The 22744-nt window shown below is 68.9% G+C and carries 16 protein-coding genes; 8 read left to right on the forward strand and 8 right to left on the reverse strand.

Going from position 1 to position 22744, the window contains the following annotated elements; all coding sequences use genetic code 11:
• The first annotated feature begins 14 nt into the window (after positions 1-14).
• The 3 genes from DFR50_RS06635 (at position 15) to DFR50_RS06645 (ending at position 5522) form a co-directional block, all read left to right on the forward strand.
• The gene (locus tag DFR50_RS06635) at positions 15-554 is read left to right on the forward strand and encodes a hypothetical protein (protein ID WP_113888417.1); all 540 of its coding nucleotides are present in this window, start codon (positions 15-17) and stop codon (positions 552-554) included.
• Entirely contained in the window at positions 551-1528 is a 978-nt protein-coding gene (locus tag DFR50_RS06640; protein ID WP_113888418.1) for an NAD-dependent epimerase/dehydratase family protein, read from the forward strand. The genes DFR50_RS06635 and DFR50_RS06640 overlap by 4 nt, the downstream gene beginning before the upstream one ends.
• A 181-nt stretch (positions 1529-1709) precedes the next feature.
• Positions 1710-5522 (forward strand): PAS domain-containing protein, encoded by a 3813-nt coding sequence (locus DFR50_RS06645; RefSeq protein ID WP_170153081.1) that lies wholly within the window; start codon positions 1710-1712, stop codon positions 5520-5522.
• Here DFR50_RS06645 and DFR50_RS06650 read toward each other — a convergent pair.
• The 6 genes from DFR50_RS06650 to DFR50_RS06675 all read right to left on the reverse strand — a co-directional run bounded on the left by DFR50_RS06650 (position 5499) and on the right by DFR50_RS06675 (position 15123).
• A complete protein-coding gene (locus tag DFR50_RS06650) occupies positions 5499-8714 on the reverse strand; it encodes a PAS-domain containing protein (protein ID WP_170153082.1) in 3216 nt (1071 codons plus the stop codon). The two genes, DFR50_RS06645 and DFR50_RS06650, sit on opposite strands and share 24 nt — an antisense overlap.
• Before the next feature lie 103 nt (positions 8715-8817).
• On the reverse strand, positions 8818-9327 hold the full coding sequence (locus DFR50_RS06655; protein WP_113888421.1) for a hypothetical protein: 510 nt from the start codon (positions 9325-9327) through the stop codon (positions 8818-8820).
• A complete protein-coding gene (locus tag DFR50_RS06660) occupies positions 9324-10142 on the reverse strand; it encodes a hypothetical protein (RefSeq protein ID WP_113888422.1) in 819 nt (272 codons plus the stop codon). Before DFR50_RS06660 ends, DFR50_RS06655 begins: the two co-directional genes overlap by 4 nt.
• 717 nt (positions 10143-10859) lie before the next feature.
• Positions 10860-12215, reverse strand: a complete 1356-nt coding sequence (glmM, locus tag DFR50_RS06665; RefSeq protein ID WP_113888423.1) for a phosphoglucosamine mutase — start codon at positions 12213-12215, stop codon at positions 10860-10862.
• 31 nt (positions 12216-12246) lie between these two features.
• Positions 12247-14055, reverse strand: a complete 1809-nt coding sequence (locus tag DFR50_RS06670) for a sugar transferase (RefSeq protein ID WP_113888424.1) — start codon at positions 14053-14055, stop codon at positions 12247-12249.
• 3 nt (positions 14056-14058) lie between these two features.
• Positions 14059-15123 carry a glycosyltransferase gene (locus tag DFR50_RS06675; RefSeq protein WP_170153083.1) on the reverse strand — a complete coding sequence of 355 codons (1065 nt, stop codon included), beginning with the start codon at positions 15121-15123 and terminating at the stop codon, positions 14059-14061.
• 436 nt (positions 15124-15559) lie between these two features.
• Here DFR50_RS06675 and DFR50_RS06680 point away from each other — a divergent pair, with 436 nt between their 5' ends.
• The 5 genes from DFR50_RS06680 (at position 15560) to DFR50_RS06695 (ending at position 20287) form a co-directional block, all read left to right on the forward strand.
• Complete coding sequence (locus tag DFR50_RS06680; protein ID WP_113888426.1) at positions 15560-15850, forward strand: STAS domain-containing protein; 291 nt, start codon at positions 15560-15562, stop codon at positions 15848-15850.
• Positions 15851-15876: 26 nt separating this feature from the next.
• Positions 15877-16233, forward strand: a complete 357-nt coding sequence (locus tag DFR50_RS06685; protein ID WP_113888427.1) for a hypothetical protein — start codon at positions 15877-15879, stop codon at positions 16231-16233.
• Positions 16230-18365: an SLBB domain-containing protein gene (locus DFR50_RS06690; RefSeq protein ID WP_113888428.1), complete on the forward strand. Its 2136-nt coding sequence runs from the start codon at positions 16230-16232 to the stop codon at positions 18363-18365. The genes DFR50_RS06685 and DFR50_RS06690 overlap by 4 nt, the downstream gene beginning before the upstream one ends.
• Positions 18366-18450: 85 nt before the next feature.
• Entirely contained in the window at positions 18451-19209 is a 759-nt protein-coding gene (locus tag DFR50_RS31945; RefSeq protein ID WP_170153084.1) for a P-loop NTPase family protein, read from the forward strand.
• On the forward strand, positions 19196-20287 hold the full coding sequence (locus DFR50_RS06695; protein WP_170153085.1) for a glycosyltransferase family 4 protein: 1092 nt from the start codon (positions 19196-19198) through the stop codon (positions 20285-20287). The genes DFR50_RS31945 and DFR50_RS06695 overlap by 14 nt, the downstream gene beginning before the upstream one ends.
• Here DFR50_RS06695 and DFR50_RS06700 read toward each other — a convergent pair.
• Positions 20259-21755 (reverse strand): SpoIIE family protein phosphatase, encoded by a 1497-nt coding sequence (locus DFR50_RS06700; protein ID WP_113888430.1) that lies wholly within the window; start codon positions 21753-21755, stop codon positions 20259-20261. The two genes, DFR50_RS06695 and DFR50_RS06700, sit on opposite strands and share 29 nt — an antisense overlap.
• A gap of 7 nt (positions 21756-21762) precedes the next feature.
• Entirely contained in the window at positions 21763-22695 is a 933-nt protein-coding gene (locus DFR50_RS06705) for a glycosyltransferase family 2 protein (RefSeq protein WP_170153086.1), read from the reverse strand.
• Between the last annotated feature and the right edge of the window lie 49 nt (positions 22696-22744).

Raw genomic sequence — 22744 nt, forward strand, 5'->3', positions numbered from 1 at the left:
GATGGGGAGAAACCATGACGTCGACGGTGGTTGTCACACCCTTCGGGCCCGCGCCGGGGCGCGCATGCGGGTCCTGCACGCTCTGCTGCAAGGTCTATGCGCTGCCGGAGTTCGAAAAGCCGCCAGGCGTCTGGTGCCGGGAATGCGCTCCGGGGAAGGGCTGCAAGATCCACGAACGCCCGCCGGTCGCGTGTCGGCAGTTCTTCTGCTTTTGGATGACCGACGGCACGCTGCCCGAGGCCTGGCGCCCTGACCGCGCGAAATTCGTGCTGTCGATCTTCCCGGCGAACGGCTTCGTCTACGGCCAGGTCGACCCCGGCGCGCCGGCCGCGTGGCGCAAGGAGCCTTACTACGGGGGGCTGAGAGGTCTGGCCCGGACGCTGCTCGCCGAGCGACGGCACGTCATCATGTTTGTCGGCGACGAGGCGACGCTCGTCATGCCGGACGAGGCGATTGCGATCGGCAAGATGACTTCCGCCGACCAGTTCCGCATCGAGCCTGCGTTCGGTCCCGGCGGGCCGACCTGGCGCGCGGTCCGGCTTGACGGCGCGTGAGGATCCTTGTCGTCGGCGCCACCGGCTACATCGGCTCTGCGACCGCGCGAGCGTTGCGCGAGGACGGCCACGCCGTGACCGGGCTGGCGCGGTCGCTCGAGGCGGCCGAACGGCTCGGCGCCGCTGGGTTCGCGGCTGAGCGCGGCGACCTTCGCGATCCGGAGAGCCTCGCAGCCGTCGTGGCGGGGCTCGATCCCGACGTCGTGCTGACGAGCGCCAGCGCCGGCGGCGGTCTCGGCGACGCCGACGCATTCACCGCCGACCGCGACGCCGTGCAGGCGATCGCGGGAGCGATCGAGGGCCGTCGCAAGACCCTGATCTTCACCAGCGGCTCGGCCGTGTTCGGCGTGTTCGCGCGCGGCGAACGGGCGGAGCCCGTCTTCCCCGAGACGGCCACGCTCCCGCTGTCGCGCGCGGCCTTCGCGCCGCCCTCGTCGGGCGCGGCGGAGCGGTTCGTTCACGAGCACCTGGTCGCGATCGCGGCGCGCGTCGAGGCCGAGCGCGCCGCGCTGACTGCGCCGGGCGTGCGCGGGATCGTGATCCGCCCCGGCAACGTATGGGGTATGGGCGGCAGCGTCGACATTCCGAAATTCATCGATTTCACGCGCGCCCGCGGGGCCGCGCCCTATTGGGGTTCCGGCGGGGCGACGCAAGGCTATGTTCACCTCGACGACCTTGTCGATCTCTACCGGCTCGCGCTCGCGCGCGGCGCCTCCGGCGGGATCTATCACGCGGTCTCGGAGGAGGCGGGTCAGAAGGAACTCGGGCTCGCGATCAGCCGTATGCTCGGCTTCGGCGGGCGGGGGGAGAGCGTTTCGCTGGACGAGATGGCCGCGCTCGGCGGCGTGCGCGGCGTGCGTCTGAGTCTCAACAAGCGTCTCTCGGCGGAGCGAACCCGGGAGCACCTCGGCTGGACGCCGCAGCGGCTCGGCGTTCTCGCCGATGTCGAATTCGGCTCATACGCCGCGGGGTGAGAGCGGTCAGGGCGAGCCAGCGCCGTCGCATCCGCGACGAGGCGCCGCATTGAGCTGGCGCCGTTATCCTCCCTTTAGATTTTCGAATAAGGGGAGGATCGTCGGCCGCGACGCGGTCGGCCGCCACGAAAGGAGCAAACGGACGACCGGCCACCAACGACATTCGGCTGTTCTGACGGCGTTGGCGTATATCGTCGTGGGGGCGGCGAGCCTCGCCCTGTCCCGGGCGCTCGGCGGAACGCTGATCGTGTGGCCGCCGGCGGGTCTCGCCGTCGCGGCGGTCGCGCTCGTCGGCCCTTCGGCCGCCTTAGGCGTGGCCGCAGGCGCCTTCCTGCTGCGCGCCGGCGGCGCGGTCATCCTTTCCGATCCGAGCGACCTCCTGCACGCCCAGATGGCGTCCTCATCTGTAGCGCTCGCGGCCGCCGTCCAGGCCCTTTGCGGCGCCTGGCTGTTCCGGCGAGCCCACGCCTTCCCATTCGATCGCGTCGACGCCCGGTCTGTCGGCTTGTTTCTGGCGCTCGGCACGGCCGCAGGCGCCTTGGGCGCCTTGTTCGTCACCGCCTCGTTCCTGGCGCTCGGGCGGCTTGCGCTCGGGGAGCTGCCGTTCGCCCTGGCCCTTCGGGCCTGCCAGGAAGCGCTCGGGATTATCGCGGTAGCGCCCATGGTTGTGATCGGGGTGAGGGCGCCGGAAGGGGAACGCCTGCGCAGAATCGCGCCTGTCGCCTTCGCCGCCCTGCTCGCGCTGACGGCCGCGACCGCCATCCTCGCCATCGATGTCCGCGCCGAGCATCGGGCCCGGTCGGCCGAGATCGACAGGCAGACCGGAGATCTCGCAAGGCGGATCGACAATACGCTCCAGCTGGGAGCGAACGCCGTCGGCGGCGTCGCGGGCCTGTTCGAAACGCCCGCGGAACGGACTCTTGCGGAGTTCGACGCCGTCGCCAAACGGGTTTTCGCGTTCGGCCTCGGAATTCACGCAATCGAGTGGATCCCACGCGTCGCGTCTGCCGACCGGGACGCCTACGAAGCGGCGATGGGCGCGCAGTGGGGGCGGCCGTTTTCGATCGTCGAGCGCGCGAACGGCAAATTGGCGCCGGCAACCGGGCGCGGCGTTTATTTTCCTGTCGGATATGCTTATCCATTGCGGAGCAACGAGGGGGCGCTCGGCTTCGACGTGGCCTCCGACGCGGTGCGGCGGGCGGCGCTGCTCGCGGCCGAGAGCTCGGGTCGGCCCGCCGCCACCGCCCCGGTCCGGCTCGTCCAGAACGAGGCGATGGGCATTCTGCTGGTCTCGCCGGTTTTCGACCCGCGGCAGGGCCCGGAGGCGGCGAGTTTGAAGGGCTTTGCGGTCGGCGTGTTCGACGTGCCGATCGTTCTCGATATCGCCCTCAAGGGTTTGGACCAGAGCCTGGTGAACTACTGGGTCCTCGACAAGACCGACCCCGGCAAGACCGTGATTCTTCACGGCAACGCCGCTGGACGGCCCGAACATTTTCGCCGGAGCGACCTGGTCTCGCGGACCTTCGGTTTCGGCGAGCCGGAGTTGGCCGGCCAGGCCGCGATCGACTTCGCCGGCCGCGAGTGGGTCGTCTGGGTGGCGCCGACCGAGGCCTATCTCGCCGGTCACGTTGGCGCAGGCCTGTTCCTGATTCTGTTCGGAGGTCTGCTCTTGACCGCCGTCGCCTGCGGCGTGGCGCTGATCGAGACAGATCTTCAGCGAGAGCTGGTGGCCGATCGCGAGAAGGAGCTTCGTGACCAGAAGTTCGCGCTCGACCAGCACGCCATCGTCAGCGTCACTGACGCCAAGGGCAGGATCGTCTACGCCAACGACCGTTTCTGCCGGATGTCCGGATATCCGCGCGAGAGATTGCTCGGCAGGCCCCACAGCCTTGTGAGTTCGCACCGGCACGACTCCGCCTTCTACCGGGATCTGTGGCGGACCATCCTGTCGGGCAAGGTCTGGAGCGGGGAAATCTGCAATCGCAGCGCCTCGGGCGAAACGTACTGGCTTCAGTCGTCGATCGTGCCGTTGCGCGATCGCGATGGCCGAATCTCGCGCTTCATCAACATCGCCACCGACATCACCGGCTCCAAGAAGCTCGAGCACGATCTGCGCGGAAGCGAGGAGCGTCTGGCGATCGCGCTCCGCGCCGCGTCGACCGGGCTCTGGGACTACGATCCGGTCTCCGACAAGGCGGTCTATTCCGATACTTGGTACACGATGCTCGGTTATCATCCCGGCGAACTGCCGGCGACCGGCGCGGCATTTCTTTCGATCCTCCATCCCGACGATCTCGCCGAATACCAGAATGCGCTCGAGGCCCACGTATCGGGGACGAGCAGCCTGATCGAGGCCGAGATCCGTCTCCGGCGGAAGGACGGGGGCTGGAGCTGGATCAAGACCGTCGGCAAGGTGGTGGAACGGGGTCCGGACAGCTCGCCCACACGCATCATCGGCGTCCACCGCGACGTGACGTCGGCGCGTCGGGCCCGGGTTGACCTCGCCGCGGCGCGGGATGCGGCGGATCACGCCAACCAGGCGAAGTCCGACTTCCTCGCCGCGATGAGTCACGAGATCCGGACGCCGATGAATGGCGTCATCGGCATGAGCGCGTTGCTCGAGGAGACGAGCCTTACGCCCGAACAGAGGCGCTACGTCCTGACCATCCGGCAGTCGGGCGAAGCGCTGATCGAGCTGATCGGCGACATCCTCGACTTCACCCGCCTCGAGGCGGGCCGCCTCGACATCGAGCGGCGGGAATTCGATCCCGTGACCGTCGTCGAGAACGCGCTCGAACTCCTGGAGCCGGTGGCTGCGCGAAAAGGTCTCAGGATCGAAATGGACATCGCCGGCGAGCGGGTGGGTCGGGCGCTGGGCGATCCCGGCCGGCTACGTCAGATCCTGTTCAACCTTGCCGGAAACGCGGTGAAGTTCACCGCGAATGGCCGGGTGACGATCCGGCTGATCGGCATGAGCCGCGAACGCCTGCGCTTCGAGGTCGAGGACACCGGGATCGGCGTCCCGGCCGAAAGGCGCGAGCGCCTGTTCAAGGAGTTCAGCCAGGGCGATCCTTCGATCACCCGCAAGTACGGCGGCGCCGGCCTCGGGCTGGCGATCAGCAAGCGCCTCGTCGCGGCGATGGGCGGCGAAATCGGCTTCGACAGCCGCGAAGCCTTGGGCAGCACGTTTTGGTTCGAAACGCCCGTCGGGCGCTGCGACGACGGCGATCCGCGACCCGATCCGTCGCCCTGGCTCAGGGCTGCGCTGGCGTGCCGCCTGGAGCGCGGGCGCGACGCGGCGCTCGGCGTCCTGGCCTATTGCGGGTTCGAGATCGCCGATCCCGAGACCGCCGACGTCGTGTTCATCGACGCGGCGGACGTCTCGACCGCGGCGGGCCGCGGCGCAACGAAGATGAAGCTCCTCTTTGGCGCCGGGCGGAGAGAGGCCGACCCGCCCGGAACGGTCGCGCTCGGCGGCGTTCTGACCCCGACCCGCATCCGCCGCGCGCTGGAGGATTGTGGACGCGACCGGGCGTCGCCTGTGCAGACCAGCGCCGACAGGGCGGCGGCGCACCCGACGCTGCGCATCCTGGTCGTGGAGGACACTCTGACGAATCAGGAAGTTCTGGCCGGCCTGCTGCAGCGCCTGGGACACGCCGTCGACATCGCCGGCAACGGCTTCGAGGCGGTCGAGAAGGTCGAATCCGACGATTTCGACCTCGTCTTCATGGATGTCCGCATGCCCGGAATGGACGGTCTCGAGGCGACGCGCCGGATCCGGGCGATGCCGGCGGCCAAGGCGCAGGTTCGCATCGTCGCCATGACGGCGGGGGCGATGACGTTCGAGGAGCAGGCCTGCCGCGACGCCGGCATGGACGACTTCGTCTCGAAACCGTTCAACCGGAAGAAGCTGCTCGACGCGCTCGCCAAGGCTGCCCCGGAGCCTCCCGCGGACCCGTCGGGCTTCCCGTCAGCCGGAGGCCGCGCCGCGTAGCTCCTGGAAGCGCGCCAGCGCAGCCTCGGCGGCTGCGCGCAGGGTCGCCAGGTTCTGCGCCATCGCGCCGTCGTCGCCGGTTTCGGCGGTCGAGGCCGCGGCGGCCGCCTCCGCAGCGCCGAACTGCGCGAGGAGGCCTTTGAGCTGGTGCGCGAGCGCCCGAATCTGCTTTCCATCGTTGGCGGCGGCGGCCGCTTCGAGCTTGCCGAGGCGCTCCTGAATGTCTTCGACGCATCGCCCGAGCAGTCTTGCGAAACTGTCGTCCCCGAGGTCCTCGCGGAGTTCGGCGAGGACCGACTCGTCGACCGCGGGCGCCCGCGCCCCGTCGGTCGGCGCGATCGTCCCCGTGACCGCTTCCAGCGCCGCCTGAAGCTCGGTCTTGCGGACCGGCTTCGTCAGGTAATCGTCGGCTCCCGCGTTCATGGCTTCCTTCCTGTCGCTCTGCTGGGCGAACGCCGTGACGGCCACGATCGGAACGCGCCGAGCGCGGCCGTCGTGACCGCGGATCGCGCGAATGGCTGCCAGACCGTTCACCCGCGGCATCTGGATGTCCATCAAGATCACGTCGTAATCCCCGGCCAGGGCGGCCGCGATCGCTTGCTCTCCATCCTCGACCATATGCGCCGCATGCCCGAGAGTCTGCAACATCGCGCCGATCACGGTGCGGTTCGCCTCGATGTCTTCCGCGACGAGAACGTGCAGCCGGCGCTTCTTCGGGGCGCGCGTCGACGGGGCCTCTCGCCTCGGCTGCTCTTCCTGGGGCGCATGGAGGGAGATCTCGAACCAGAACGTGCTGCCCTTTCCCGGCGTGCTGACGAGTCCCATCCGTCCCTCCATCAGGTCGACCAACTGGCGGCAGATGGCCAGGCCCAGACCCGCGCCGGAGATCGCTTTCCCGTCGACCGTAGGCCCGCGTTCGAACGGCAGGAACAGGCGCTCCTGCAACGCCGGCGCTATTCCGGGGCCGGTGTCCTCGATTTCGCAACGCAAGGTGGTAGCCTCGGCGCCAGGTTCGTTCCTGCACTGGACGCGAACCGTTGCTCCGCCATGCCCGGTATACTTCACCGCGTTTCCCAGCAGATTGAGGAGAATCTGGCTTATTCGTCCTCCATCCCCGACCAGGACGGCCGGAACGGAGTCGTCGATGCAGGCGGTCAGCGATAGGGCGCCGGCGTTCGGTTGCCCCCGTAGGATTTCGATCGCGCTCGCCACGACTCGACGAATATCGAACGGGCGCGCCTCGACACTGAGCTTTCCCGCCTCGAGCCGCGAAAAGTCCAGGAGGTCGTCGATGATGACGAGAAGTTTTTCTCCCGCCTCGGCTATGGTCTCGGCGAACCGCATTTCGGTCGGGCCGAGATCGCGTTCGGTCAACAGGGCCGACATGCCGATGATCGCGTTCATCGGCGTGCGGATCTCGTGACTGATCATAGCAAGGAACTCGGACTTGGCCTTGCTCGCCTCTTCCGCCTTCCGCAGGGCGACGTTCAGGCGCGCCTCTGTGTCGCTGCGTTCGGTGATGTCCCGATAGAGAAACACTGCGCCGCCGTCCGGCATCGGGTAGTGGCGGATTTCGATCGCACGGCCGTCCTTGCGGCGTCGCTCGGCAGTCCAGGGCTTCTCGGAATGGAACGCCTCGACTCTTCTGGCCAGATCGGCATCGATGTCGACGGCGCCGAAATCTCCGCGTTCCGCCTGAAACCGGAGGACGCGTTCGAACGGGACGCCCTCCTGGAACAACTCCGGCGGCGCCTGCAACAGGTCGGCGCACAGTCCGTTCCAGGCGATCAGCATCCGCGCCCTGTCGTAGACCGCGACGCCTTCGCCCATGTTCTGCAGGGTCGTCTGCAGCAGCGAAGTCTGCCGACTGAGCTCGAACGTGCGCCGCTTGAGCTCGGTGATGTCGGACTGCAAACCGACCACGCTCCCGTCGGAGGTCTTGCGCTCCTCGATCCGAAGCCATCGGCCGGTATCGGTCAACTGCTCCAGGGCGGCGGCGGGGTTGCGATGTCCGTCGATGCGGGCGCTGAGCCACGCTTCCTCATTGCCGCGCGCCTCGACGAACTGCCCGCGTTCGAGGCCGGCTCGCAACAGCTGTTCGAAGCTGACGCCCGGACGGATAACGCCGGCGGTCGTCGCATAAATCTGCAGGTAGGCCTGGTTGAACACGATCAGACGATCGTCGGGGTCGAACAGCGCAAAGCCTTGCGGGATCGTCTCGATGGCGAGGCTCAGCCGACGCTCGGCCAGTCGGGCCTGACGCGTGCGTTCCCGGAGCCGCGCGGCGAGGCGGACCAGCATGACGCTGAAGCCCGCGATCAGCAGCGTGATCGCCGTTCCGAAGCTGGCGTAGGCCACGACGGCTGGCCAGCCTTCGGCGAGCGCCGTGCGGGCCGCCACGCCTGCGGTGACGATGAGCGGCAATTCCTCCAGCCGGACGTAGGCAGTGAGCCAAGTCCGGCCCTCTCCGTCCTTCACTTCGAGGAATCCGCTCCGCTTGCCCTCCGTTTCCTCGACGAGGGCGTCGCGGCGCTCGTGGCTCGTCAGCGCCGCTTCGACGTCCGCCGACCGGGCCCGCAAGACGCCGTCGAGGCCGATCAATTCGTCGACGTCCTGGCGCGATCCCCCGACCTTGTTCCAGAATCGCTCGAAATAGTGGGGATCGATCGAGGCCACGAGCACGCCCAGCGTGCCCGCTGACGAGTCCTCCACCCGCCGCGTGAGCTGAATCGACCATTTTCCCGAGACCCGCCCCAGAACCGGCTTGCCGATGAACAGGCCGTCGACCCTGCGGTCGAGTTGCACCCGGATATGCTCGCGATCCGAAAGGTCGGTGTGCTTCGGGTCGGGTCCGAGACTCGATCCGACCGTGCGGCCGTCGGCGCCGATGAAGCTCCACAACACCAGCGTGTCGAGCGGGATGACCTTCTCGTCGACGAGCTCCTTGAGCCGCCCGGGCGTCGGCGACTTGGCGAGTTCGTGGGCGACGAGCTGCATGACGGAATCGAGCAGCCGGATGGTGCGCGTCGCCTGTTCGGCGAACACTGCGGCTGAGGTGTACTCCTCTTTGAAATTGTCCGAGATCGCGTCCGATCGCGCCTTGACGATCAAAACCCCGACGGCGACCCAGACCACGACGACGAGCGCGAGCCCGAACGCCGCGATCCATCGCGTCTCCCTCCACGTCTTCACCAGCTGCGCCACAAAGCGGGCTGCGCTGCGTTCGGCGTCCCGTGGCGCAGGATGACGGCTCGTTCCGGCCCCGAGTCCGGGCGCGGGGTCCGGATCGCAAACGTCAGCCTCCATCGGGTTCGTCGCCGATCCGGGCCCACGCCGCCGGCGGCGGAGGGGCGCAGGGCGAGCGGTCGTCCGCCCGGGGCGCCGGGGAAACGGCGAGAGGGGCCAGGATCCGGTCCGAGTTCAGGGTCAGGCCCGCCAGCGCCGCCTTCTCCACGAAGGTCCCGGAGGACGCCCGGGCGGAGAAGCGCCCGTCGCTGAGGAAAGCCGCGTCGGACCCGAGGTTCGCCAACACGACCTCGGCGGACTCGCTGGAAAGGCCGAGGACCGCCACGTCGAGAGGGCGCGCGCACCCGGGTTTGCGGAACGACTGGAGCGCGTACAATCCCGCGCCGGTTATCGGCCGCCTGCCGGCGAACGCCCATCCCTCGGATTCGAGGAAGGTCCTCACCAGCCGTTCCGCCCGCGGCGCGGACGCCTCGCGCGCGGGCGCGTAGCGCAAAATCTTCGCGCCCACCGAAAGCGCGAGCCAGGGAACGAGGACGAGGACGAGCGCCAGCCGGGTCATCGCGCTTCGAGCCTTCGTTCCGTCGGCAGGGCGAGGGCCGCCGACAGGATGGCCAGGCTCGTGAGGGCGTCGAAAATCGTCGCGCCCGAGGCGCCGTGCACGAAGTGATAGAGGTCGGCCGACCAGGCCATGAGGGTGAGCCGGGTCACGTTCATCGCGACAAGCGCAATGGCGAGCGCCGCGAGACCGAGAACGGCGGGAAGACCGACCCGTTCGCCGCGGACGAGCAGCAGCGCCGCGGCGCCGAGCATCGGCAGCGGAAGAAAATGGGCGGTCGAGCAACCCACGAGGACGACGATGCGGTGTCCCTCCGGCGCGCCCACGACATTGCCGATCCGGACCACGTCGTCGCGCAGGATTGACAGGAAGCGAGCGACGGCGCCGGCGTCGAGCGCCAGCAGGCTTCCGGACACCACCGGCTCGAGCACGGCGCTCCAGGCCTCCCAGGCGCCGAGCGCCGCGAACAGGAGCGCGCCGGACCGCATCGCGCCGCGGGAGCCCAACGCCAGAAGGCACGCCAGCGCTGTGGTGAGAAGCCAGGCGACGAGGCTGCTCGGCCACAGCATGGCCGCCATGGTGAGTGCGACGCCGCCGAGAGCGAAAGCGCCCACGAAGACGCGCTCGCGCGACCAGAGCAGGCGGACCGCGACCCCCGCCACGAGAAGTTCGAACGGACTTATCCCGTAAAAATCGAACGGCGCGTCCGACCCCAAATCCTTGCCGGCTTCCAGCACCCGGAAGACGGAGCCGTTCAGCGCGCCGCCCGCAAGGAGGAGCGACGCGAAACGTCCGTCGAAGGCGAGCGTCGTGTTCATGGCGATACAGGATGCAACGGGCATGCCGCGCGACCGGCGCTGACGAACGTAGGCACGGGGCTCGTACGCCAATCGATCGAAGCCTGCGCTTGCTCAGGCTTTGACCGGGCTCTTCGCCGGCGCAACCGTCGCTCGGTCGGGCGACGGCCGCGGAAGCCGGCGCTCGGCCAGCAATTCGGGCGACGAGCATGAGCTTTCGGCTGCTCGGCGCGACGCCGTCGGCTCTCTCCGCGCTCGCGCGGCGGGGTGGTCTTCACGGTCCGGCGGCGTCACTGGGGCCCGGGTCCGATACGGTCGGGCAAGCCGATCAGAGCGAGCGCAAAGCCCCTCTCCGCGCGATTCGCAAAACGCTTTCGGTTTTGCAAAGCGGATCGAGTGAAACGCGACGTCCAGACGGGGGTTATGATCCAGGAGAGACGCGGACACCACGGCGGCGGCGAACCGCCAATCTCATGGTCGCAGGTCCGGCGCCCTTCGCAACTGAACGCGCCCTCTTGGGCGCACGGGTTCTGCCGTGGGGCGACCGACGGATGTCGGGCCTGCCATCCAGCGACGTTCACTCGCCGATCCAGCAGAAAAGGCGCGACGTCACCGGCTCGTTCACCGCGGCTGCGTTCCGGCCAATTTCGGTTTCCACCCGAGACCGGCCGAGCCTCGCACACCCCGGAGTCTGGCGCGCCGCAGCCCGGCGTGTGGTTGGGCGAAATGCGGGAGCGGTCAAGCCGCCCGGTCGCGCTCGCTCAGGTCGCCGCGAACGAGGCCGCACACCTCGTCGACCACGCTGCGCACAACGCCCGCGTCCTCGCCCTCGGCCATGATCCGCACAAAATTTTCCGTGCCTGACAGTCGGACGAGCAGGCGGCCTCTCGCGCCCAGCCGACGCTCGTGCGCCTGCGTCAGCGCCGCCAGCGCGGCGGCGCTCGGCCGGTGCAGCGTCGGGACGTTCTCCACGATCTGCGGCATGGGCTCGAACCGGCGGCAGACTTCGCTCGCCGGCCGGTCGGTCTGGCGGATGGCCGCCAGAACCTGAAGCGCGGCCACCAGTCCGTCGCCGGTCGTCACGTGGTCCGACAGGATGATGTGGCCGGACGCTTCTCCGCCGAGGTTGTAGCCGTCGGCGCGCATGCGCTCGATCACGTAGCGGTCGCCGACCGCGGTTCGTACGAGCGCCATCTTTCGCTCGGCCAGATGCGTCTCGAGTCCGCCGTTCGACATGACCGTCGCCACGATCCCCGGTTGCGAAAGGCGGCCTTCCTCCTGAAGCTGGTCGGCGATCAGCGCCAGGATCTGGTCGCCGTCGATCACCTGGCCCTTCTCATCGACCACAAGAACGCGGTCGGCGTCGCCGTCGAGCGCGATGCCGATGTCGGCGCGCAGCTCCAGGACCTTGCGCCGCAGCGCCTCGGGCGCCGTCGAACCCACGTCGCGATTGATGTTGAAGCCGTCCGGCTCGACGCCGATGGCGATCACTTCAGCGCCGAGCTCCCAAAGGGCCTCGGGCGCGACCTTGTAGCCGGCGCCGTTGGCGCAGTCGATCACCACCCTGAGGCCCTCGAGCGACATTTCGCGCGGCATCGTCCGCTTGACGAATTCGACGTAGCGCGCCCGCACGCTGTCGATCCGCTTCGCCCGGCCGATGGCGTCGGGGGCCGCCAGCGACGCGGAAGTGAACGAATCCATCACCGCCTCGATCTCCATCTCCTGGGCGTCGGACAGCTTGTAACCGTCCGGGCCGAAGAACTTGATCCCGTTGTCGGCGAAAGGATTGTGTGACGCGGAGATCATCACGCCGAGGTCGGCGCGCATTGCGCGGGTGATCATGGCGACGGCGGGGGAGGGCATCGGGCCGAGTTGCAGCACGTCCATCCCGATCGAAGTGAAGCCGGCGACCAGCGCGGTCTCGATCATGTAGCCCGAGATGCGCGTGTCTTTGCCGATTACGACGCGGCGGTTGACGGCGTTGGTGCGGAACAGGACGCCGGCCGCCTGGCCGACCCGCATGGCGAGGTCGGGCGTGAGAAGAACGTTGGCGCGGCCGCGGACGCCGTCGGTTCCAAAATGCTTGCGGGTCACGGTTTGCTCCTGAATGTTCGAATGGGAAGGTTCAGCGGCCCTTGCCGAGGATCATCACGGAGAAGGTGCGCAGCATGATGCCGAGGTCGGTCGCAAGCCATTTGCCGGGCGCCATCAGGCGCAGGGCGTAGGCGTGGTCGTGAAGCACCTTCAGCCGGACATCCTCGACCGAGCTGTCGTATGGCAAGTACACTTGCGCGAGCCCGGTGATGCCCGGCTTCACGCCATAGGTGCGCTCGGCGTAGAACGGGATCTCCCGCTCGAGCATCGAGAAGAATTGCGGACGCTCCGGTCGCGGCCCGACGACCGACATGTCGCCGCGCAGCACGTCGATGCATTGCGGAAGCTCGTCGAGACGGGTCTTGCGCAGGAAATTGCCGACGCGGGTGATGCGCGGATCGCGCTCGGTCGCCCATACAGCGCCCGACTTCGTTTCGGCGTCCGTGCGCATCGTGCGGAACTTGGTCATGTAGAACAGGCGCGTCCGCGTCGGCGTCCGCAACCCCACCCGAAGCTGGCGGTAGAATACCGGCCCCTTGCTCTCGAGCTTGATCGCGAGGGCGACCGGAACGAACAGCACGGCGAACACGACGAGGACGAGGCCTGCGATCGCGACGTCGAGCGCGCGCTTGCCGAACGCCGCGGTTCCCGTCAGAAGCTCGCCGTCGTCGAGCGCCGGAGTCCGCGGCGCGACCCGCGTCCAGGGCGCGCGATAGCCGCCGAAAAGATAGCGGACGGCGCCGTACCCGGCGGCCGCATAGCCGCTGACCAGATAGGCGATCGCGCGGACCGCAGTCAGCCGGCCGAACGAGGGGACGGCCATGCCGGCGAGGCCGATCGCGTAGAGCGCAAGCTGCGCGGCCAACAGCCATGCGAACGCCGGCGAGGACCGGCCGAGCGCCAGGCTCGAAACCAGCGCTGCGATGAGAACGAAGGGCATCACCGCCCGCAGCGCCTTTCCCGACAGGAAGACGAACGCCAGGCCCGGACGGCGCGGATCGGCCAGCCCGGCCAGCCGCAGGGTCTGCTGCATCGCGCCCGCCCCGAGCCGCTGCCGCCGCCGCAGGTCCTCGGCAGGCCGGTCATGCTCGCATTCGACGATCGCGATCGCCGGATCGTAAACGCCGCGGAAGCCCCGCGCCACGATCCGCATCGGCAGGATGACGTCGTCGTTGATCGTGTCGGGCTCGAGCGGGGTCCAGAGCGCGCGCGGGAACACATAGAAGGCGCCGTGGGCCCCGAACGGCGAATCGAGGGCCGCCTCGTCCCGCTTAACCGCGGTCTGGTAGCGCCAGTAGAATTTTTGGGCGGGGGTTCCGTACGGGACGGAATAGGCGCCGGTCACGAAGCCGACCCGGTCTTCGGCGATCCGCCATGCCGACCTGACGAGCGCGTCTTGCGAGAGTTTCGCCGAGGCGTCGGACAGCGCGACGAGGTCCGTGTCGCAGGCGGCGATCGCAGCGTTGAGCGTCGCGACCTTGCCGCGGTTGGCCTCGTGGACGACGAGTCCGAAATGGGCGCCCCGCGCGCCGAGCCGCTCGATCGCGTCCCGCGCGCGCCCGACCGTCGCGTCCGTGCAGCCGTCGCAGACGATGACGATCCCAAGCCGGTCCTCAGGGTAGTCGAATTCGGCGCAATTGGCGATCTTCGCCTCGATGAAGCGGTCCTCATTGTGCGCGGGGACGATCATCGTCATCGATGGGAGTCTGGACCAGCCCACTCCGGCCGCCTCCCAGCGCGAGCGCTGGCGGCGCGCGAGCGCCTTGAGCGCCAGCGGGTAGCCGAGGTGATGGTAGGCGACGAGGCCGCAGCTCGTAAGGCAGATGGCTTCCGCGATCATGGTTCAGGCTTTCAGGAGGTCGGAGTAGGCGTTGAGCGTGTTGCGCCAGTCGAAGCGGGCGGCGATGAAGACGCGAGGGGAGACCGGCGACGGTTGGCGAAACGTCGCGCTCAGGGCGGCGGCCAGCGCCGCTGCGTTCTCGGGCGGAGCGAGCCGGCCGGTCGCCGGGCAGACCGCCGAGGCGAGGTCGCCGACGTCGGTCGCGACCACCGGCACGCCGCAGGCCTGAGCCTCGAGCACGGCGAGCGGCAGGCCCTCGGCGCGCGAGGGCTGGCAGAGAACGTCGAAAGCCGGAAGGATCTGCGCGACGTCATCGCGGTGGCCGAGGAAGCGGACCCGCTCGGCGACGCCGAGGCTCCGGGCGAGCTGTTCGAGGTCGGCGCGGCGCGAGCCGTCGCCGACAATGCACAGGACCGGCTCCGGCGTCACCGACGCCGCGGCCTCGATCAGAAGGTCGTGGCCCTTGACCTGCTCGAGCCGTCCGACCGCCCCGACTACGAAGGCGCTCTCGCTCAAACCCAGACGGCGCCTGGCCTCGGCGCGGTCGACGTCGCAACGGTCGAGCGCGACGCCGTTGGCGATGATCTCGACGGTTCGGCCCGGATAGACGCGCTTGAGCGGCTCCCGCATTCTCTCGGCCACCCCGACGACACGGGGGCGGAGAATCGCGGCGGCGCGCCGCATGAGACGAACGCGCCTCGGGTCGTCGAACTGCCAGACGTCGTGCTCGACATGAACCAGACGGCGGACGCCCGCGAGCCTCGCCGCCGCTCCGCCATAGAGCATCGGACCGGCGTGATGCGTGAACGCCGTGTCGATCCCGCGCTCGCGTAACAGCGCTGCGAGACGGAGAACGAGGCCGGCGTCCAGTCCCGGCCGTTTCGCCATCGCGGCGAGAGCTGCGGCGCTTTCGCCGAGCCGAGGCCAGGCGGCGGCGAGCGCGTCCGCCTCGCCCTCGAGGCTGACGATGAGATGGTCGCCGGGCAATTGACGCGAAAGCTCGAGGACGAGAACCTCGAGTCCGCCCGGGGCCATCCTCTGAACGATATGCGCGACGCGATGTCCCATGGTCTCCGTCCGCTGCCGGGGCCGGCCGTCATCGGCGGGCCCGTGCGTGGATCCAAGGGGCAACCTCCGTGCCACCGCATCGCCAAAAAACGCCGGCGTCCGTCCCGCACCGCGCGCCGGCGCGTCGCAACCCGCAATTCCGCCTCGATTCGCGCAGGTTTCAGGGCGGCCGGACGCGTGGTCGCCGACGGCGTGCCGAACCGCCTGACGGCAAGGGCCGCGGGCGCCGACGAACGCGAAGGAAGTCCGGCGCCGGACCGCGATTGCAAAGTGAGAATGCTGTAGAGCGCCCACATTCTTCCCGCCGCGCATAACGCTTCGCGTATTGCAATGGGCGGCGCAGGAGCCCGGCGGGCGCGCCGAAATCCGCCCGGTCGACGCTCACGGCGGCATGGCATGAGCGTTGCTCCGACGGGAGCGGATCACAAGGGGATGGATGACCATGCGACTGATAAAGATCGACCAGGATATGGACGCGGCTTCGATGACCGCCATGAGGCCGTTGTTCGAAGAACTGGCCGACAGTCGGAGCGACGTCTGCTTTGATCTGAGCGGCGTCGACTTCCTGGACTCATCCGGCGTCGGCGGGATCGTCTTCGTCTTCAAGCGGCTGCGCGAGCGCTCACTCAAAGTTTCTCTTGTCAATGCGGCTGGGCAGCCGGCGCGTCTGTTGCGACAGTTGAAGCTCGAGTTTATGGTTGGGCCGAGTCCCCAAGCCGCATTGTAGGGACACGGAGGCCGCCGCCGGGCCCAATGCACAAATTTGTTGTGATCTTCGTGTCTTGCCTCGGCCTCTCGGGATGCTTTTTCAGTGAAGGGCCCTGGCCCTCGGAGGGCGCCGGCGGCTTCGCCGAATACCTTCCCATTCAGGACAAGCAGCTTCAAGACCTCAGCGACCGTCTCGATGCGCTGCGCCAGCGGGGGGCGCCGAAATACGACGCGGCGGCCTATGCCGATGCGAGCCTGCTCCTGACGCGTTGCCGGCGCGAGATGGCGGCCGGACTGACTGCGGACGCGAGTGCGGACATCGCCCGTCTGGAGCGGCAGATCGACGCGCTCGAGGCGGCGGTGAGACGCAAGCGTCCGGACACGGACCGGACCCTGTCATGAAGATTGTCGCGACCCTTCTCGCGCTCGCTTTGTTCCTGGCCTTGGCCGTGGTCCGGGCCGGCGCTCAGCCGAGCGATGGGGCGCTGCGCATCGGCGACGTGCTGACCATTGGCCTGCCCGGCGAGGCCGCCCTGAACAAAGACTTTCCGGTGGATCGGAAAGGCGCCATCACCCTGCCGGAAGCCGGCGCCCTCAGGGTGGCGGGTCACTCGCTCGACGCCGCGACCGTGATGATCCGCGACGCGCTGGCGCACGCCTACCGCGACCTCGACAAACTGTCCGTCACGCTGAAGGAGCGGAGGTTGCCGCTCACCGTGCTCGGCTACGTCAAGAATCCCGGCGACGTCGTGCTCGCCGGCGACGCCAACGTCCAGACGGCGCTCGTCGCGGCGGGCGGCGTCAGCCAGGGGGCGCAGCTCGACCGGATGACGGTCACCCACGCCGACGGCAAGCGCGAGCAGTTCGACTACAAGAAATACCTCGATACCGGCGACGCGAACGCGCTGCCGCGGCTCGCGCCGCTCGACGTCATTTTCGTCCCGGCGTCGCCCTTGACCGGCAACGTGCAGATCGACTTCGACGGCCGAACGCTCGCAGCCACCGGGGACGGCGGGGAGGAGCGCTCCGCCATCAGGATCTTCGGCGAAGTGAACACGCCCGCAACCTTCGCCTACCGGAAGGGCGCTTCGGTCATCGACATGATCATGCGCGCGGGCGGCGTGACGCGGTACTCGGCGCCCGAGCAGATCCGGATCCTGAACAAGACCAAACCGGTCATCTTCAACCTGCAGGCCTATCTCGACACCGGCGACACGGCGCTCCTGCCGGACGTGGAGCCCGGCGCGACGATCTACGTGCCGAAGTCGGTCGAGGAGATCAGAAGCGGCAAACTGACGGTCTACGTGATGGGCGAGGTCGCCAAACCCGGCGCGTTCGAGACTCGCGACGGCGCTTCGTTCATCGACATCCTCGCCAACGCCGGCGGCCCGACGCGCTACGCCGACACCCGGCAGATCCACATCATCCACGGGGACGGAAAGATCACCAACGTCGACCTCGTCAAATACGCCGATGGTTCGGGGGGACAGTTGCCCTCGGTCAAGCCCGGCGACGCCATCTTCGTTCCTGAAAAGAACGAGAGCGCCGATCAGCCTTCGTGGCTCAAGATCGCCCCCACCCGCGCGGTGCAGGTTCTCGGCGCGCTCTACAAGCCCGGCCGTTACGAATGGTCGGACGAGATGTCGCTGTTCGACCTGCTGTCCAACGCCGGCGGCCCGACGGCGCACGCCGACATTTCCCACATCCAGATCCTGCGCAAGGACGGAGACAAGGCCGCGCCGGTCCTGTTCGACCTGGATACGTTCCTCAAGGGCGGGGGGTCGCTGCAGAACGTGCCGAAGATTCACGCGGGCTACGTCGTCATGGTTCCGGAACTTCCACAGGATACTGCCGACAACAAGGCGCAGTGGATGCGGCAGGGGCCGGAGCGGTCGATCTACGTGATGGGCCAGGTCGGCATTCCCGGACGCTACGCCTTCAACACGGGACTCGGGTTCCTCGATATCCTCACCGCCGCCAACGGGCCGACCGCGGGCGCCGACGTTCGCAACATCCGCGTCGCTCATCGCGGGGAGAAAGGCTCGCGCGTTTCCCGAGTCAATCTCAGCGCCTATTTCGCCACGGGCGACGAGAAGCTGCTCCCCAAGGTCCGGCCCGGCGACGTCATCTTCGTTCCGGACCAGAGCAAGAACTACCTCGACGAGCCGCCGTCGGAGGTGGTTCGCGTGCTCGGCGCAGTCGGCAAACCCGGCCGCTATCCATACAGCGACGAAATGTCGATCCTCGACCTGCTTGCCGAAGCCGGCGGGCCGACTGCGGACGCGCTGCAGGATCGCATCATTGTCGTCAACCTGTCCTCCACGCAGTCGCAGGCGCACGTGTTCGACCTGCTCGCCTTCGCCAAGACGGGCGACATCCGCCGCGTGCCCGTCGTCCGGGCGGGGGACGTCGTCTACATCCCCAACCACGGCCAGGACGAATGGCAGCAGATTACCGGGGCGATCGGGAACATGGTCTCGGCGGCGTCGCTGGCCGGCATCGCGGCTTCCCTCAGTCACTCCTCCGGCCATTGAGGCGGATATGATCATGGAAAGGCGAGACGACCCCTCGCGCTCCGCCGCCCGGGCACAGGGCGCAGCCGCCCGCGCAGGACGCGTGATGCGGCTGACTGCGCGCTCGGCCTACGGGGCCGTGGCCCTGGCCGGAACGTCGTTTCGCGCGTGGCGCCGCCCGCGCGCGTTGGCCGCGATCGAAGACGTCGCGTTTCCCGACATCCAGCTCCGGGCGAGCGCCAAATACGTCGAGGCGATCTATCAGGCCTCGATCGGGGCCGGCGCCCGCGTGGTTGCGGTGATCGGAGTCGAGGCCGGGGATGGCGCCTCGGCGTGCGCCCGCGCGCTCGCGGAGCGGAGCGCTCTCGCGCCGTCGCGCACTCTGCTCGTGGACGCGAGCGAAGGCTCGAGCCCGTCGCCGCCGACGTGGGAGCCGGAGCCGGAGAACATCGGCTGGTTCAAGCTTTCCGACGGAGAGACGGATACGTTCCGGCTGCGGTCGCCCGACGTGCTGCGCCGTCTCTGGGCCGAGGCCCACAAGGACTGGGAAACCGTGATCATCGATTGCGCGCCGGCGATCGAGGATCGCGACTATCTCGCGCCCGGAAAACTCACGGCGCGCAGCGCCGACGCGGTGATCCTGGTCTGCCTCGGCGGCAAGACCACCAGGGAGTCGATCGAGGCCGCGAAAGCGGCGCTCGGCGCGGCCAACATCCTCGGCTTGGTGGTCAATGGCCGCGATCAGCCGACGGTCGGGGCCGAGGTCGCTCGCGAGGCCGGGCGCGGCGCGCGGTTCTTCCCGAAATTGTCGCGGTGGTTGGGCGATCGCGCCCGCCGATCGAAGGTTCTCGATGTCCCTGCCTAGCGCGACGGCGCCGAACCTGCGGTCGACGGCCATGGCCGTTCCCGCCGGCGCGATCCGCCTGCTCGTCGATTCCAGCGGCATCGGCGGCATCGAACGCCACATCGCGGTGCTGACTGCGGCGCTGCGGCGGCGCGGCTACGACGCCCGAATCCTCCTGCTCGACGACCACGGCGACCACCCGTGGCTCGAGCAGCTCGCAGCGGAGGGACTCCCTTTCGACGTCAACCGCGGAGGTGTGAACGGCCTGTTTCAGCGGCTGAGAGCGGAACGGGCCGGACTCCTCCACACCCATGGTTACAAGGCGGGCGTTCTCGGCCGCCCGATCGCGCGCCTGCTCGGCGTGCCGGTCGTCTCGACCTTCCACTCCGGAGAGACAGGGCGGTTTCCCGTCAACGTCTATCAGCGGCTGGACGAATGGACCGGCCTCCTTGCGACCCGCATCAGCGTCAGCCCCGCGATCGCCGGGCGGCTGCCGTTCTCCTCGCGGCTCATCGCCAACTTCGTCGCGACGTCCGACCGCCCGCCGACCGGTCCGCTTCCGCCTGCGGTCGGTTTCGTCGGCAGGCTGAGCCACGAAAAGGGTCCCGACCTCTTTTGCCTCGCAGCGTCCGCCTCTCCGCCGGACGTCCGCTGGCTGGTCTTCGGGGACGGTCCGATGCGCGGCGAGCTTCAACGCCAGTACGGGGCGCGGGTCGAATTCCGCGGCATGGTGTCGAACATCGCGGAGGCTTGGCCCGAGATCGGTCTGCTGCTCATGCCCTCCCGCGCCGAGGGCCTGCCGATGGCGGCGCTGGAAGCGCTGGCTGCGGGCGTTCCGGTCGCATCGGCCCGGGTCGGCGCGATGCCCGACGTGATCCGCCCCGGCGAGAACGGCTGGCTGTTCGACGCCGGCGATCTCGAAGCCGTCGGGACGATCGTTCGCGCCTGGGCGGGCGAACGCGACGCGCGCGCGGAGGCATGGCGGCTCTCGGCCTGGCGCGTGGCGCACGACCGTTTCGGAGTCGAGACGGGGCTCGACCGCACGCTCGACGCCTACGCCGCCGCCGGGTTCAAGGCGTCTCCCCCTTCTCGACAATGACGAACGTCCAGTCGTCTGCCGGCCGGGGTCCGAGCGCCGTCTCGGTCGCCTGACGAAGGGTTTCGCCGACAAGGGCGAGCGGATCGGCGCGTCCTCCGAGAAGCGCCGACATGAACCACGGCGGCGGATCGCCCCCCGCCGCCACGTCCGCCGGGTCGAGCCCGTCGGTGAACAGCGCAAGACGATCGCCGGGCTCGAGGTCGATGCGCTCCGCCTCGTGCGGTTCGGGCGGCAGGACGCCGAGCAGCACATTGACGACGGTCGTGCGGCGGACCGCGGCGCCGACGACGAGCGGCGGCGGATGACCGGCCGACGCGACCAGCGCGCCATGGGCGTCCAGGTCGACGACCAGGACGGTGGCGAGCGCCCGTTCGAGCGTCGGATCGGTCCATGCGACGCGCGCGAGTTCGGTCAGGAACGCCCCGGCGTCGATCGCGCCGAGGCAGTGGTGCAGCGTCCGAACGATCGCTGCGTAGGCGACAGCCCACGCGCGGGCCGCGACCCCGTGTCCCATCACATCGACGAGGACGATCCGGTCGCCGTCGCCCATCGGCAGGTGAAGGACGAGGTCGCCGCCGCCGGCTTCCGCGGTTCCGCCCGCGCTCGCCGCCCGGTATCCGTTCATCCTCTCCGGCAGGCGGCCGGTGAGGAAGCCGTCCACGTGGCGAGCGAATCGTCGCGCCAGGCGAGCGTCCCTGACCGTGGCGCGCGAGAGCGCGAGCGCGACGGCGTCGCGCAGCGCCTGCGGACGAACCGGTTTCGAAAGGTAGAATTCCGCCCCGAGCCGCAGCGCCGAGTCCCGCGTGGCGGTCGAGGTGTCGGAGCTGATCAGAACCACCGGAAGGGCGCCGCCGTCGAGCGCGGCGATCTCGTCCGGGAGCGCCACGCCGAGGCCGTCGCCGAGATGGACGTCGGCCAGCACAACGTCGATGGTCTGCTCCCGGAGCGCCGATTTGGCCTCTTCCATCGAGGAACTTGCGATCACGCGATAATCGCGCTGCAGGGTCTCGGTATAGGCCTCGAGCAGGGCCGGGGTGTCTTCGACGACCAGCGCCGTCGCCCGACGCCGGCGGAGGCTTCGCCAGCCCGTGAACCGATTGGGGACGCCGCCCTGATAGGCGTTGCGGTCGAGCGCGGCGCGCGCCAAGGCGAGCCCGCGCCCGGTCGCGGCGAGCGGATCGGAGGCGCGCTCGGATCCGATGCGCCGCTCGCTTTCGCAGAACGGGCCGCCGTCGTCGGTGATCGCTACGACCAGATCGACGCCCTCGATGTCGACCCGGACCCCCAGCGTTCGCGGGGCCGGACTTCCGTGCAGCACGGCGTTGGCGACGATCTCGCTCACCACGAGTTGCAGATCGTCGACGATCTCCACGGGAAGGCGCAGGTCCTGAAGGCGCCGCGCCATGGCGCGGCGAAGCCAGGATCCATCCGCGAGGGTCGCCGGCCGTTCGGTCTCGAAGACGTTCATGGCTTCCTCAGGCCGCCTTCGTGCACGCCGCCAGAAGGTCGGACGCTGCGGCGCGCGCGGTGCGCGGCATCGGCCACCTCATGAACGAGCGAAGATGAGCGCGCGCCGCGCCCCAATAATCGCCGAGCGCGCGCGCCTGCTCGCCTTCCGCCGTGTCGATCCGCGCCGTGGCCTGCCGCAGCGCCTGCCGCGCCCGCTTGTCCGTTCGGTTGCTGTAAGGCTCGACGATGGCGCGCATGGCTGCGATCCGGGCGTCCTTGTTCGATGTGACGCTCGTGGGCCGCATCAGGTAGGTAGTCGTCGTCGCCGAAGAGCAGGCGACCGGGCCCCGCGCCGCAAGACGGAGCCAGAGCTCCCAATCCTCCGCAGAACGCGACGCGGCTGCGAACCCGTTCGCGTTTTGCAACGCCTGGCGCGACGCGACGACGGTCGAGGTCCCGACGACGTTGACTGCGAGGAGCTCGAGTTCCGCGTCCGTGACGACCTTGAAGTCGCTCGTCTCGCGGTCGACGTAAGGCGGTCGCCAGTAGTCGAAGCACGTCCGGCGCACATCTCCGTGAGGGCCGACGTGGAGATAATCGGTGAAGCTGAAGGCGACATCGGGGCGCCCCTCGTGGAACGCGAGCGCGCGCTCGAGCTTCATCGGCCACCAGGCGTCGTCGGCGTCGAGGAACGCGACGATCGGCGCACGCGCTTGAAATATCGCGAGATTCCTCGTGTGGCTGGGACCTCTTCGCTCGCTGTGGAGCGGAACGACGCGCGGGTCGCGCGACGCTTCCGCCGCCAGCCATTCGGCCGTCCCGTCGGTCGAGGCGTCATCGATGACCAGGATTTCGATGTCCTCGACACCCTGCATGCGCACGCTCGCGACCGCATGCGGCAGCAGGTCGAGGGTGTTGTAGGTCGGGATGATGACCGAGCATCTCGGGTCCGCGTTCATGACTTCGCTCCTTGGCGCCGCGCTTGCTGTCGTTACGGCGAGTGCATGA

This window comes from Roseiarcus fermentans, assembly GCF_003315135.1.
GTDB classification, from domain to species: domain Bacteria; phylum Pseudomonadota; class Alphaproteobacteria; order Rhizobiales; family Beijerinckiaceae; genus Roseiarcus; species Roseiarcus fermentans.